The sequence below is a fragment of the Methylobacterium sp. WL18 genome, assembly GCF_008040015.1.
In the GTDB taxonomy this organism is placed as follows: domain Bacteria; phylum Pseudomonadota; class Alphaproteobacteria; order Rhizobiales; family Beijerinckiaceae; genus Methylobacterium; species Methylobacterium mesophilicum.
In genome coordinates, this window is the sequence record NZ_VRVD01000072.1 from 1 (window position 1) to 13366 (window position 13366).

General features: G+C 60.9%; 12 protein-coding genes and 2 pseudogenes. 4 read left to right on the forward strand and 10 right to left on the reverse strand.

Going from position 1 to position 13366, the window contains the following annotated elements; genetic code table 11:
- Window positions 1-114: transposase domain-containing protein (locus FV228_RS08835; RefSeq protein WP_147853959.1), on the forward strand; the 114-nt coding region annotated here is incomplete at its 5' end.
- A 16-nt stretch (window positions 115-130) separates the two neighbouring features.
- Here the strand turns inward: FV228_RS08835 and FV228_RS08840 are convergent.
- Both FV228_RS08840 and FV228_RS08845 read right to left on the reverse strand, forming a co-directional pair.
- Window positions 131-1204 (reverse strand): annotated as a pseudogene (locus tag FV228_RS08840) (ISL3 family transposase); the annotation flags it as partial.
- A 149-nt stretch (window positions 1205-1353) separates the two neighbouring features.
- Window positions 1354-2913: an ISL3 family transposase gene (locus tag FV228_RS08845; protein WP_147854275.1), complete on the reverse strand. Its 1560-nt coding sequence runs from the start codon at window positions 2911-2913 to the stop codon at window positions 1354-1356.
- Between the two features lie 89 nt (window positions 2914-3002).
- Here FV228_RS08845 and FV228_RS08850 point away from each other — a divergent pair.
- Window positions 3003-3440: pseudogene (locus tag FV228_RS08850) on the forward strand (integrase core domain-containing protein); the annotation flags it as partial.
- A 305-nt stretch (window positions 3441-3745) separates the two neighbouring features.
- Here the strand turns inward: FV228_RS08850 and FV228_RS34780 are convergent.
- The 7 genes from FV228_RS34780 to FV228_RS08890 all read right to left on the reverse strand — a co-directional run bounded on the left by FV228_RS34780 (window position 3746) and on the right by FV228_RS08890 (window position 10718).
- Entirely contained in the window at window positions 3746-4039 is a 294-nt protein-coding gene (locus FV228_RS34780) for an HGGxSTG domain-containing protein (protein WP_348645028.1), read from the reverse strand.
- On the reverse strand, window positions 4036-4686 hold the full coding sequence (locus FV228_RS08860) for a hypothetical protein (RefSeq protein WP_147854276.1): 651 nt from the start codon (window positions 4684-4686) through the stop codon (window positions 4036-4038). Before FV228_RS08860 ends, FV228_RS34780 begins: the two co-directional genes overlap by 4 nt.
- Before the next feature lie 102 nt (window positions 4687-4788).
- Window positions 4789-6501 carry a YfjI family protein gene (locus tag FV228_RS08865; RefSeq protein WP_147854277.1) on the reverse strand — a complete coding sequence of 571 codons (1713 nt, stop codon included), beginning with the start codon at window positions 6499-6501 and terminating at the stop codon, window positions 4789-4791.
- Window positions 6494-7366 (reverse strand): bifunctional DNA primase/polymerase, encoded by an 873-nt coding sequence (locus FV228_RS08870; RefSeq protein ID WP_147854278.1) that lies wholly within the window; start codon window positions 7364-7366, stop codon window positions 6494-6496. The genes FV228_RS08865 and FV228_RS08870 overlap by 8 nt, the downstream gene beginning before the upstream one ends.
- Window positions 7366-7785 carry a hypothetical protein gene (locus FV228_RS08875; protein WP_147854279.1) on the reverse strand — a complete coding sequence of 140 codons (420 nt, stop codon included), beginning with the start codon at window positions 7783-7785 and terminating at the stop codon, window positions 7366-7368. Before FV228_RS08875 ends, FV228_RS08870 begins: the two co-directional genes overlap by 1 nt.
- A gap of 677 nt (window positions 7786-8462) precedes the next feature.
- Complete coding sequence (locus FV228_RS08885) at window positions 8463-9380, reverse strand: hypothetical protein (RefSeq protein WP_147854281.1); 918 nt, start codon at window positions 9378-9380, stop codon at window positions 8463-8465.
- Between the two features lie 171 nt (window positions 9381-9551).
- Window positions 9552-10718, reverse strand: a complete 1167-nt coding sequence (locus tag FV228_RS08890) for a site-specific integrase (protein ID WP_147854282.1) — start codon at window positions 10716-10718, stop codon at window positions 9552-9554.
- 355 nt (window positions 10719-11073) lie between these two features.
- On the opposite strand from FV228_RS08890, the gene FV228_RS08895 reads away from it, so the two are divergent.
- Both FV228_RS08895 and FV228_RS08900 read left to right on the forward strand, forming a co-directional pair.
- Entirely contained in the window at window positions 11074-12246 is a 1173-nt protein-coding gene (locus FV228_RS08895) for an alpha/beta hydrolase (RefSeq protein WP_147854283.1), read from the forward strand.
- Window positions 12247-12435: 189 nt separating this feature from the next.
- A complete protein-coding gene (locus tag FV228_RS08900) occupies window positions 12436-12618 on the forward strand; it encodes a DUF3606 domain-containing protein (protein WP_147854284.1) in 183 nt (60 codons plus the stop codon).
- Window positions 12619-12728: 110 nt separating this feature from the next.
- On the opposite strand, the gene FV228_RS08905 is transcribed toward FV228_RS08900, so the two are convergent.
- Window positions 12729-13366, reverse strand: a 638-nt coding sequence (locus FV228_RS08905; protein WP_246693870.1) for an amidase family protein, incomplete at its 5' end; no start/stop codon positions are given.

A 13366-nucleotide genomic window follows, 5' to 3' on the forward strand; every position in this document is an offset into this window, starting at 1 on the left:
GCCTACCTCGCCGACGTCATCACCCGCATCGTCGAGGGCCACCCGCAGCGCCATCTCGACGATCTGCTGCCATGGGCCTACCCGGCCATGCCAGCCCTCAGAGCCGTGGCCTGAAAACAGCGCTTACAATGAAGCCCTGCGCGTGCAACGCGCGGTGGAGGACGGTGGCGCTGTGCTGGTCCTCCCGCCAGCGTGCCTCGACGAAGGGGAGATAGCGATCGAGCAGGCTCGAACCCGGTGCGCGGCGGTAGGGCATGAACCGGCCCGCCCGCACCCAGCGGCGCACGGCGTTGCGGGATGCGCCGAGACGGCGAGCGATCTCTTTGGTCGGCAGACCTTCGCCGTGGAGGCACAGGGCCGCCTCGCAGCGGTCGCGTCGCCAGCTGCTCACGTTCGTTGGCGCTGTCTTCGTCTTCGCCAGATCAGGGGAGCCGGCGGGGTCGTGCACGGCGCGGTGCGCCACGCCTCGGATCTCGGACTGGTGCCGCTCGACGACGCCGCGCAGGGCCTCGGAAGCGTTGACGAGCAGGTGCCAGCGATCCGCGACCTGCGTCGCCCTCGGTGCTCCCGTGCGCGCGGCCTCGGCGTAGGGTCCCGAACGGTCACGGCTGACGACGGTCACGCTCGGATGGGCGGTGAGCCAGTCCCGCACCGGTGCCGACGAGCGGCCGGGCAACAGATCGATGACGCGCCGCCGCTCCAAGTCGCACACGATGGTGCCGTAGGACCGGCCGCGCCGCCACGCCCAATCGTCGACGCCGATGACCCGCGGCGGCGGAGACGGTACGGTCCCGCGACGACGGATCAGGCGCAGGACGGTGTCGCCGCTGACAGGCATGGCCAGCCGCCGCGACAACCTTGCGCCAGCCTCACCACCCAGCACCATGCCGATGTCGGTCTGCGCCTCGGCCAACCGGTCGCTGCGGCGCGCCTTGCGCGTACCCAACCCTGGCACGCGTTCGGCAAAGATCCGCCCCGGGCAATGGCCGCAGCGGAAGCGGCGAACCTGCACCCGCCACGTCACCGACCGGTCCTGCCAGGGCAGGTCGTCGAACGTCCGCCAATACCTGCTGTGCACCCGCACTGACGCCCGCCCGCAGACCCGACAGCAGGCTTGGGCTGCCGTGGTTCGGGCGGTGATCAGCAACCCGGAGGTGTCCAGCGTCAGACCATCGACGTGCAGGCCGTCCGGGACCAACGGCAACGACGGGTTCGAGATCGGCATCGCACTGCCCTCGGGCCACCACGTGAACCAACGCCCGAATCATCCCGCAGCACCGAAATTGCGGATGAACCTGAACATTGACCCTGGATCGGCGTCGAACTTTGGCTCTGACGCACTTTCGCTGATCATCAAGGCTTGAGGCCGATCAGGCGAGCCTGCAGCAGGTCGATCTTGCCGCGGCCGTACATCTGGCGCTTCACGAGCTTGAGCTTCGTGACCTGTCCTTCGGTCTGGCCGTTCGACCATGGCAGCGTGATCGCGGCCTGAACTGCGGATCGGTCCTGACCGATGCCGCGCGCGAAGGAGGCGACGAGACTCGCCTCGGCCCGCCTGAGCCATCCTTCGAGCCGGCCGGGTTCGTTTCCTCGCACCATCGTCTGGAAGGCGCTGACTACCTCGCGTGCCTCGACCAGCTCCGGCACCCCTTCCTCGACCGCGGCCACGGTCAGCGTCTCCGCCCTGGTCAACCGGTCGTGATCCGTCGTCAGCAGACGTGCCAATGTTCGCGCCGACGGCACACGCTGAAGCCGCTCGATGTTGGCCTGCTCTGCGCGCCGGCGGCGCGTCGCCCATTCCCCAACCACGCGGAGCGATCCTCGGAAGCCCTGCGCCTTCGCCATTCGCCAGAGTTCGGTGGCGTTGCGGCTGCCTGCGTCCCACTGGGCGTCGAGCCAGGGCAGATAGGCGTCGAGCGAGCTCTGGCGGACCCGGAAGACGTCCGTGCGCTCGCCGCGCAGGACTGCACGCACCATCATGCGACTGTGGCCCAGGCGCTGGCCGATCCGGCGAATCGGAACGCCTGCTTCCGCGAGCGCGCGGATGGCCGCGTCCGCCTCTTCCCTCCGCAGGTAACCCTCGTACTGGATACGCTCAGCCGCAGTGAGGAGCGCCGGATCAAGGGTGGCCGCGCCGACGACCTCGCGAACCTGACGCATCGACCTGCGCACGGCGTCGAGGAAGCCGCGGCTGGCGTTCTCCATGAGGTGCCAGCGGTCGGCGACCTGGATAGCCTGCGGCAAGGCGCGGGCGATGGCCTCACCATAGCCGCCGCCACGGTCGCGGGCGATGATCTGGATCGAGGTGTTCTGCTTCAGCCAGGTCTGCGCGGTCGCCTGCTCGCGATCCGGTAGGAGCGCCACGATGCGGCGGCGTTCGAGATCGCAGACCAGGGTGCCGTAGCGGTGGTTGCGTCGCCAGGCGAAGTCGTCGATGCCGATGACGTCGAGCGGATCGGACCGTGTGGCCGCCCGACGGCGGATGACGCGCAGGAGCGTGTCGCGACTGACCGGCAGCATGAGGCGCTGGGCGCGACCCGCACCGGGCCGACCACCGAGGGCGAGACCAAGGTGATGGACGATCTGCTCCAGCCGCGAGGTGCGTCGCGCGAAGGCGGGCAGGAACTCGTCGGGAAAGCGCTCGGCGAAGATCGTCCGCTCGCAGGCCGCCGCATCGCACCGGAAGCGTCGTACAACGACCTGGAGCTCGACGCGCCGGCCACCGAGCGGCAGGTCGGCGGCCCGACGTCGGTAGCGGCTTTGAATGCGACGCGAAGGGGTCCGGCAGTTTGAGCAGGCCGTCATCACGGCTCCCGACCTCACGACCAGACCGATGCGGTCAGTGCCGACGTCGAGATGATCGACGATGAATCCAGTGGGTACGAGGCTCGATGACCGGAAGTGAGTGCGCATGCTGCGGCTCCAACATGGATATCCGCAACCTCAACGCCGCCAGCATCAGCGAGAGTGAGTCAGAGCCAAAGTTGCACGCCGAAACACAGTTCCGGATCCTGACCGTCGTCGATTGCCACCCGCGAGAGGCGCTCTCACTCACGCCGAGAGCCAACGTCCGCGCCTTCCAGGTGACCGAGGCGCTCGACGCCTTGGTCAGGCTGAGGGGGAGGCCTAAGATCCTGCGGGTCGACAATGGGCCGGGGTTCGCCGGGCGCATGCTCAACCAGTGGGCTTACCTGAACGGGGTCGAGATCGACTTCTCCCGACCGGGCAAGCCGACCGACAACGCCTACATCGAGTCGTTCCACGGCCGCTTACGAGCGGAATGCCTGAACGCCTCGTGGCTCCGGTCGCTGGCCGATGCTCGCGAGCGCATCGAGGAATGGAGGTGCCACGACAACGAAGATCGACCCCACACGGCCCTGGGCGGCTTGACGCCCCGAGCCTTCGCCAACCAAGCTGTCACAGCTCGGGAACTTGCATAGTCCGTGGACCACAAACGGAGTCAACTCCAGGCCCACTGTGCACTAACTTTACGCTCGGGCTACCTCGTGGGGGCCAATCAGACTGATCCACGCAAAGTAAGCAAGAAACACAGAAACGGGGCAATCCGAAGCCCACCTTTCCGGCGCCTCCTCTCCGACGCGGATGCGCGGCTTTCGGCCAACTCCGAACAATGCGGCCGGCAGCTTGAGAGCCTCACGAGAAATATTGCCGACCTATATCAAGCCCGTATCCTATGCGATTAAGTGTCTAAAAATAAGCTGGGCAGCGATAGGTCAGTTGGCGATCAGTGCGTTTCTTCGATTAGCTCACGTGCAGCTTCTAAAATTTCTCGGCACTCGCGTCGAAACTCCACAGCATCCTGTGTTCGCTCGCCGTGCCGATAGTTACCGTTCCGGCTCCCCCTTGGCGCCCCACTCCCTGAGGCTCCGCCGTGTATTCGGCACCTCTTCTTTCCCTTAATCGCAGGAGACTGACATGCAGTCCCACGACGGGTTCGCGCCTCGCATCGAGGGGATGAGCGCAGCTGAGCCGGCTCGTCCCTCCGTAGGTCCATAGGGTTGTTGTTTCCATTTCTCATTGCCCCCCGCCCCCTTTGCCACCAGTCTCGACGGTTCCGACAATCGCTTGCCCGCCTGCATGCACATGGACGTGCTCAACCGTGACCTTTTGCTCGCCGCCACGCCGTCGCTTTTCCAAGCTCTCAAGTTGAGCAGCGAATGATCGCATCAACTTCATAGCAAGCTTGCTGTACCTCTCGGACGCCAGCGGATCGGCGCTTAGTTTCGCTCGGCCCATTGCATCCATTGCAGCTTCTTGGGTAGCAACCATCTGCAATGCCAGCATCGCTTCTAACTCGTCACGGGGAGCGATAGCCGAGACGGCTGCCAAACTGGCATTGATATCGTCTTCCGTCGGGGCGCATCCCTGCGCTTCTTGAGAGAAAAACAGGAGGCGTGTCATGCATCGATTAGCGAAAGCCGGCGAGGTCGTTCCGAACGTGTCCAACGTTTTCATCGTATGGTCGAACTCGTCACCATCCCTTGGCGCCAGAGCGACGTGTTTGTCCACTGATCGTCCAACTATGCGACACTGCAGCGGTTTGTTTCGCGAAAGGTAGCGATCGAGGACGGCAAGCTTCCTGGATCTCTCGCGCTCCTTAACCCCGTTGTTTTCCTCAGCCAGGTCGGCGGGGGGACGATCGCTTGTTACATCAGGCAAAGTCATCTTTAACTCCAAATCACACTGCTTGTGACTAGTGGCGTTGCCGGCGGAACTTGTTAAAACTTTCGACGGTTTTGAAGGTGGGTGGACGAGCCACCCCAGGTGCTAGGAATCTTCGTCCTTCCGGACAAAAATTCGTGGGTTTACTGTATAATTGGTTTTGGTACGGCCGCCGGTCGCGACTATCTGCGCCTGTAGCCAATCAGCATCGCAAAGCCTTTCAAGGCCTAGCTGAACTTGCTCGCGATCTGTAAGTCCGGACCAATCCTTTTGATGTATGTCCCTGAGCGTAAATACTTTTTCTAAACCGCCGTGTTTCAATCTGTTGGCAATAAGTCTCGCTGTTGTCGCTCCCATGTTAAATCCCGCAGAATAAGCCCGTTGTGCATGCGTCTCCAAGTACTCAACGTACTTGATAGATTTTCTTAATGCGGTGAGACTGACAGGGCCGGACTTGCCATCCACCAGGTGGTTGATTAGCGAAAGCGCTGGGACGAGCTTGCGATATTTTGCGAGATGGCTTTCGAAAGCGGGATGCAAGTCCTTGCCGCGAATTCTATGCTCTAATTTGCCTAACCATTCGATATATTCGGCTAAGGCGTCATCTGCGTAGACTAGGTAGGCGCGATCATTCCGATCGTAGCTCGGTTCGAAAAAGTTAAAACTTTCAGCATCTGCGATCCAGGTGAACATCGCTTCGATATTGGCGCGCACAGTAGCCTCACATGGGCGATCAACGAAGTTCCATGTGCTACTTTGATCTGGAAATATGATCAGACCAAATCTTTGCAGCAGTCCGTCGTCTGCGCCGCCGCCTTTCTGGATCTTTCCGATATAAGATATAAGGCGACCTGGCTGCGTCGTACCGAGAACTGACAGACAAAGAGGGTTGATATGCGTTTGATCCCTGGAGATGCGATCAAACGTATAGGGCTGATTGCCATCCCAACTGGTGAGATAAAAACTGCGCCCGTTGATGTTTTCTTCTCTGTCGAGCGAAATTAGGAGTGACATCAACTCGTCTCTATGAACGAGAAGGCCCTGCTTATTCTGCGCGGCAATCTCGCCCAGCGCTTCATACGTAGTGTCATTAACAACATGACGACGCGCATAAGTTTTGTGGGGTTCGATAGGGGCTTCTATTTGTATCGGACCATTAGGACTTTTCAAAATTGCTCGTTTAAGACTTTCTTCGTAAGCTTTCCTGCGAGCCTTATAGATGTCGGACGCCGTATTACGAGCATGTGAATCTTTCTCGAACGCGATGCGGGCGTTGATTTCTAATCTCATTAGTGGGCTGATTGCTTCGCTGACGGCAGGCGACTTCATCACGCCTGGTCGACCGACTATCATGCACCATAAATTCGGCGTTACTAACCATTCATCGTGACGCTTGGGGCGGATCGCCAAACGAGTTCCTATTACGGAGCCAAGTGCGGTCAAGGCTGCAGCCGCAACAAAATCTGGCGGACACTGCATTCGATCCGCGATGTCGCTAACGAAAGGCACAAGTGCATTCGGCAGATGCTCAGGCGTAAGGATTTCAACTGGTTGTAGTTCGGATCGGAGAGGCTGCGGTTCTGGCCATGCCACTGCAACTTCTGGCAGGGGCGATAGAGCATGCGGTAATCCAGTCCCGGCGTTCGGGAGGGTACCCAGCGCACTTTCATAACCTTCAAAAGTCGAAGTTTGGCCGTTTGTGTGAGCCCTGGGTAGCGTACCTGGTGTCCCTTCATTACCCTCAAAAGTTGATGTGCCATCGGTTTTCGGCTGCCCGGCGGCTGTTGAAGCAGGGGGGTGAAAAGGGTTATCAGCCATGACCCCTCTCCGACATCGTCTTTTGCAGGCCACTCCGAACGGTTCCGCGCACCTCGGCTTCGCTTAGGCCGCAAATCAACCCTGCTTGGATAAGCAGTGCCTCTGCGTCTCCAAATCTGATTGAACCTTGCCCTACAGCTTCACCCAAGCGGCAAGCAGCCCAGTGAAGATGCTTATTGCGCTCGCCGCATGTCGCTGTAGTCACGCTCCTAAGAACGCCCTCAAGTTGGCGTCTCTGGCGTTCCATGCTCTTGGGAGGGTTTCGGTCGACAGGACGAACCGGCTTGTGCTCGATGAGTTTTTTCAACCAGTCAGGTACCGTCGGCAGCCATCGGTTGGCGATGGACTCCCCCAGATGCTCTATCGTGCCATTGAGGATTGTGTACCGCCGTCCATCCGCCATCACTGATCCCGGTAGTATGACGTAACCGTTGTCTCGAGTATCGACCGCGGGGACAATTTTGCCCAAAGTCTTGCCGAGGTCTTGCTGCCTTTGAAAGATCACATGCAGACCATTGTTCGGTGTGCGGATGCATGGGACCGTTCGCCAGTCGAAGCGGTAGTAATCAAACAGTGCACGCAAGGCTTCGACGCCGTCGCCGCTTCCATGCCGGTCCGCATCAATAACGAATAAGCCGTTTGGAGCACATGGCAGACCGTAAACCGCACCAGGGTATTGCAGTCTCCAAGCCTGAAGCTGATTATAATCGCAAGCAGCGTCGTGATATCCTCTACCGGTTAGGGGGCTTTTTATCCGCCCGAACTTGTCATCTTCGGCACGGCACGGAAAGATCTTTACGCCGTGCGCCATTGCATTTCTTGCTGCGAAGCCGTTTTCGATCGAATTATAAGAAGAAGGTAACATCAGTTCTCCTCCTTCTTAACAGCTTCTTTTTCCGTCAGAATTTTAGCAAGAGCTTCCATTTCGTCGCCGATCTTTATGCGCTCAGGCGTAGCCACGGCCATGTACAGAGTGCGAGATAGGGTCTCAGACATGTCTAGATCAGCATCATCGTTCACCTGACCCACCGCATAGAGCAATATGCCTTCATAGACTTGACGTACCAGAACGACGCGGCACATGCCTGGATTTGGTGGGCCGTAGTAAAAGCCATGGCTGTTGGCGATCCTAAGATCTTCGAAATTAAACAATCGAACGCGAAAAGATCGATCAGTATAACGTGCGAAAAATTCTATGTCAGTTTCGAAGGCGTGTTGGGCCTCATGTCGATTTGTGGGGTGGTTCACTTCAGGAGCTGAGCTCCGACGATTGTCTTTTTTCATCGTACTGTCCTTTACTTGTAGGACGGCCGAGCAATCGGTGGGGCAAGAGCGATGAATGCGCTATCTACGCGTTGTTCAGGCGTCGATAGCGATTCGCCTCCGGCTTCCGATCTTCGGGGCCGGCGGTTTGTTATGAAGAGCGCTTCTGAGCATAGGCCAATCGTGCTGGCAAAGCAGCAGTCCAAGCGACTAGATCCTCATGACGGATGAGTGTGCGCCTGCCGACCTTTCGAGCAATGAGGTTGCCGCTACTGATTTCGTCAAAGATGGTTGAACGACCTACCCCTACCTTTTTTGCTGCCGTGAGAACGTCGTAGGCGATAGGTGCGTCTTCGGTTTTGAGATGCTGAGTCGTCATTTTTGTCCCCATGGACGCTGGCGGAAAGGCCGGCGTCCAAGGGGACAAAGCACGAAGTTTCAGAACTGGTCGCGGTGCATAGATCGGCGTCTTCGCACCGGTTTTTGATAGCCAGGAGCGATCGCCTTTCGCCAGCTGTCGGGAACGACTCTCGCTCCCTTAAGCCCTCGAAGCGCCTGGATACCCGCGGTTTCATCGTCCTCGAATTACAGCGCAGGCAGCACCGAGCTACAGCAGGCGGCGATCAGAAGGCGGATTTGCTGAAGCGCAATGGCGTTGCGATCCGTTGTAGCCCGCAAGTTGCTGTCAGCGCCTAACTTCACTTTTGCGGGTCATTGGTTGCCTTTCTAGTACTAGGTGATCGCTTCTTCTGTGCACCTAGCTCGTGCAGGACACTAACATCACGTTTGAGGGCAGACTCTCCGTATTCGTCTTCTGCAGCCTCGAAGCTTGTTGTTCCAGAGGTCGTGAGGGGGTTCAATGCTGAAAAAGCCATTTCTTTGGCAAATTGCATTCTTGCTTCATAATGTAGATCTCCCAATCCTTTTTTAACGTTTTTTTTCCATCCCTCTAGTGTGTTTTGCTGCAGGCCGTATAGATCATCTGTCATTTTCATAACCGAAATTCTAGTCTGACCCAAATTAATGCGGAACTCTATATGCTCTAAAACTTTCAGCTGAGCGTTCAATTCGCGCCACCTCTTCTTTGCGTACTTTCGTGTTTCAGGCATGAACACAGGCATAATCTCGCCGTATGTTAGGGCGCGGAGTGCCTGAACGACCACAAGTGCCATCCCCTCCGGCAAAATGGATGACCGGGATTCGACGATATTTAAGAGAGTTTGACGTACTATCACAGGATCGTAATCTGCGGGATTATGAAATCTATTGCTCAATGCGCGGCCTGTGATTTCATGAATGTGTTTTTCGGCCAAATCTCGAGCGGAATTGTATGTTTTTGACTGACGAGTTGTGTGAGTATAGGCGGAAAGCAGCTCTTGACCTTCCATGGCTATGCCGATTGCATGGTCGCATGCCCAGCCCCCCATGAGTTCGCTGAATCGACCTATTAATGACAAGGCTTCCCGTGCCGCAAAATCCTTTCCTTCGCAGCTTTTTTCGCCCCTTTCGGGTTCCGTTATGTCTCGCAGGTGTTCAAGGGATTTGAACATGCTGAGGGCGCGCCGTCTTATATATTTTTTGTCTTTTAGGCGATGATTGTACTCTGTGATAGTCAATAGGTGATCTTCTATACTTAAATCTTTCATTCCAATTTCGCTCCAAGGGTCCCGCGCTTTGCTTTACAAAATGACCAACGTTGATTTGGCGATCATTGTTGTGTCGCCATCTTGTCAGCGCTGCCTCCAAGGATGTTCGGCTGTGATCGTATTAGTCGAGCGAACCCCGCGTCATCCAAGGAATGTCGCCCAGGCGTTCATCAATTCACGGCGTCGCTCTAGAGCATCGCCGCGCCGGTAAGCTCGCTCTGTTGCGTCGCCCACGACATGGGCTAGGGCCATTTCAGCGACGTCGCGCGGAAACGAGGTGCACTCGCCTGCCCAATCCCTAAAAGAGGAGCGGAAGCCATGTACGGTCACCGACACCTTCATTCGACGCAATTGCATCTCCATTGCCATGATCGAGAGCGGCCGGCCGTACTTTTGGCCGGGGAAGACGAACTCGCTGGACCGGATCGTCTCGGCTTGGGCTAGGATGGCGATCGCACGCTCAGTCAGTGGCACACGATGTTCTACGCCAGCCTTCATCCGCTCTGGAGGAATGGTCCAGACCAAAGCCTTCCGGTCAATCTCGTCCCAGCGCGCGCCGAGCACCTCACCGGAACGCGATGCGTTCAAGATGCAGAACTCTAGCGCCATGGCCGCCACGGCTACGCGCCCGCGCAGGTCAGTGACAAAAGCAGGCACGTCGTTAAACCGCATTGCGGCGTGATGCCCGCGCGTCAGCTTGTGGCGCGGCGGTAGCAGTTTATCGAGGTGCCCGCGCCAGCGGGCTGGGTTCTCACCTGTGCGTAGCTCCTTGGCTTTAGCTCCATCCAAGATCCGCTCAATTCGTCCTCGCAGGCGTGAAGCGGTCTCGGACTTCGTGCGCCAGATCGGTGTTAGTACCGCCAGCACGTCACTGGTGCCGATCGTGTCAATCGGCATCGAACGCAGCACGGCAGCGTAGGTTGTCAGCGTTGAGGTCCACTGTGCCTTGTGCTTCTCGTTGCGGAAGCCGTGAGAGAGATCGCTGACGATCTGGTCAGCGAACGCGCCGAAGGTCACTGCAGCTTCAGGCTCGGCGCGGGCAGCGCGGCGTTGCTCGATAGGGTTCTGCCCGTCTTTTAGGATCCGGCGTGCCTCTCTTGCCCGTTCGCGGGCATCTGCCAGCGAGACAGTAGAGAGGCCTCCGAGCCCCATCTCCTTGAGCTTGCCTTGCCAGCGGAACAGGAACAGCCATCGCTTGGCACCTGACGCATCCACGACCAGATAGAGGCCATCACCGTCGGCGTGGCGACCGGGCTTGGTCGCAGTTGCGACCGTGCGTGCGCTTAGCCTCTTCACTGCACGAGCCACGAGCGCTCACCCCAACGTTCACCCCAACACGTGGTGTGGATCGTAGCAAACGCCGGTGGACTTCCGAAGCATTAAAAACTCTTATGACGGGGGCAGTACGAGGGGAAATGGACTTCTACAGATTTCTACGTGCTTGGGTATGACGGACCCCCTCTCCGCCAATGGGATTTCATTGTCCGATGCTCTGACCGGAAAGAGCGTCGCGGCAACAATCGCCGCCCCATGCTGTAATCCAGGTCTTGAAGTAGCGTGTGCCGGCTCGTTTCCGATGTTGCCGGACAACGTGGCAGGTTCCGCGCGAGGGCTGACGCCAAACCGCGTTCGGCGCGGACGGCGGGCAGCAGTGGGCTTGGACATGACTACACCGGACCTGCCGCCGCTGGACGCGGCCGTTCTTCCCGCGGGCATCCGCGCGCGCTTCGTCGCGGGTGTGAACGGCCTGCGCATGCATGTGCTGGACGCCGGACACGGGGAGCCCGGCCGGCCCTGTCTTCTGCTGCTGCACGGCTTTCCCGAGTTGGCCTATTCCTGGCGCAAGGTGATGCCGGCCTTCGCGGAGGCCGGCTACCACGTCGTCGCCCCGGACCTGCGCGGCTACGGGCGTACCGCCCCGGGGCCGGTGGCCTACGAGGCCGACCTCGCGCCCTTCCGCATGCACAACCTGCTCCTCGACGTGCTCTGCCTGCTCGGGGCACTCGGCCGGGAGCGGGTCGCGGCGGTGATCGGGCACGATTTCGGCGCCTGGGTCGCGGGCTTCTGCGCCCTGGCCCGGCCCGACGTGTTCGGATCGGTCGTCCTGATGAGCGCGCCGTTCGTGGGGGCACCCACCCGCGACGCCCTGGCGGACAGCATGACTCCGCCCGCACAGGATCCGATCCACGCGGCTCTGGCCGGTCTGCCGCGCCCGCGCGCGCATTACCACCGCTACTTCGCCTCACCGGCCGCGGCACCCGACATGGACGGCAGCCCGACACAGGTTGCCGCGTTCCTGCGCGCCTACTTCCATCACAAGAGCGCCGACTGGCCGGGCAACCCGCCGCATCCGCTCTCGGGCTGGACGGCCGAGGCCCTCGCCGAGATGCCGACCTACTACGTCATGGACCTCGGCCGGAGCATGCCCGCGACGGTGGCGCCCGAAGGGCCGGAGGACGGGGGCGCCGGCTGCGCGTGGCTCACCGATCGGGAACTCGGCGTCTACGCGACGGAGTATGCGCGCACCGGCTTCCAGGGCCCCCTGCAGGGCTATCGCTGCCGCATGGATGGGAGCCTCGCGCGCGATCTCGGGCGGTTCGCGGGTCGGCGCATCGAGGGGCCGGCGCTTTTCGTGGCCGGGCGTCGCGACTGGGGTCCGTTTCAGGCACCGGGCGCCTTGGAGCGGATGGGCACGCGGGCCTGCGCCGATTTCCTCGGCTGCCATGTCGTGGAGGGGGCCGGACATTGGGTCCAGCAGGAGCAGCCGCAGGCCGTCTCCGACCTGCTGCTCGCGTTCCTCCGGCGTCACGCGGCCGGACCGGCCCTCCGGGCTTGATCGCGCGCCGCGTCGCACTCGAGATAGGCCCGCCGCGCGTTCGCCGCCTCGGTCGCACCCGGCGGCGCACCGAGGGGCGGAATGGGCCTGGGCAGCGCTGCGATTTCCCCGCATGTCTCGCGCCCGCCCCCGGGAGGTCCGTCGCGCGCCGCCTCCCGAACCGCAATCACCGACACGACAGGATTTCCCATGGCCGGCCTCAAGGACAAGCGTGGCTTCATCGATAAGGACCGGCTCGATCTATCGGAACGCAAGGCCATCGAGTTCTGGATGAAGCGCTGGGGCGTCACCCAGGACCAGCTGATCGCGGCGCACCGGAAGGTCGGCCGGATGACGAAGGACATCGCCGTCGAGCTGGGCAAGAAGCGGTAGGCGCACACGCGCCCCGACGGGACAGCTCGTCGGGTCGGGGCGTCGATCGGGAGTCGGAGGCAGCATCCGGCTTCGTGAAGGCCATCCCGCAGGACGCACGCCACGGCGCCCTACAGGCTCGGGCGCAGCCCGCGCACCGGGCTCGCGGCCTCCAGCAGCGTGGCGACGTGCAGGATGGTCGACTCGGCCTGCCAGCTCGCCACGACCTGGACGTTGATCGGCAGGCCCTCGCCGCTCGTCCCGAACCGCATCGACAGGCCGGGCAGGCCGGTGACGTTCAGCGGCACCGTCGCGCCTTGGAGGTAGGTGGCGTCGACGGTCTGCCCGTCGATGACGAACGCGGTGACGCCGTGCTTGTGGGCCGGGATCGGCAGGACCGGGGTGATCAGCGCGTCGTAGCGCCGGAAGTACGCGGCATAGCCGTCCCGCAGCCGCTCCGCCGCCTGCTCGGCCGCGATGTAGTCGTCCATCGACGAGTCCGGGAGCGCCAGCATGGTCTTGGCCATCGTATACATCTGGTCCTCGTGCCCGGCGGTCGCCTCCCGGAAGGCCGGCTTCATCTCCATGACGTGGAGCGTGTTGAACACGTCGAGGGCGAAGTCGCGCTCCAGCGCCGGGATGCGCACGGCCTCCACGACGCAGCCCGCGCCCTTGAGCGCCTCGGCCGCGGCCCGGACGGTGGCGGCGACCTCCGGATCGATCGGGCCGAAGCCCGGCTCGACCAGCCAGCCCACCCGCAGCGGACGGC

Bases quoted from the DNA above. Each gene is read 5' to 3' on its own strand.
- FV228_RS08845 (WP_147854275.1), bottom strand. From the start codon at position 2,913: ATGCGCACTCACTTCCGGTCATCGAGCCTCGTACCCACTGGATTCATC.
- FV228_RS34780 (WP_348645028.1), bottom strand. From the start codon at position 4,039: ATGAGAAATGGAAACAACAACCCTATGGACCTACGGAGGGACGAGCCG.
- FV228_RS08860 (WP_147854276.1), bottom strand. From the start codon at position 4,686: ATGACTTTGCCTGATGTAACAAGCGATCGTCCCCCCGCCGACCTGGCT.
- FV228_RS08865 (WP_147854277.1), bottom strand. From the start codon at position 6,501: ATGGCTGATAACCCTTTTCACCCCCCTGCTTCAACAGCCGCCGGGCAG.
- FV228_RS08870 (WP_147854278.1), bottom strand. From the start codon at position 7,366: ATGTTACCTTCTTCTTATAATTCGATCGAAAACGGCTTCGCAGCAAGA.
- FV228_RS08875 (WP_147854279.1), bottom strand. From the start codon at position 7,785: ATGAAAAAAGACAATCGTCGGAGCTCAGCTCCTGAAGTGAACCACCCC.
- FV228_RS08895 (WP_147854283.1), top strand. From the start codon at position 11,074: ATGACTACACCGGACCTGCCGCCGCTGGACGCGGCCGTTCTTCCCGCG.
- FV228_RS08900 (WP_147854284.1), top strand. From the start codon at position 12,436: ATGGCCGGCCTCAAGGACAAGCGTGGCTTCATCGATAAGGACCGGCTC.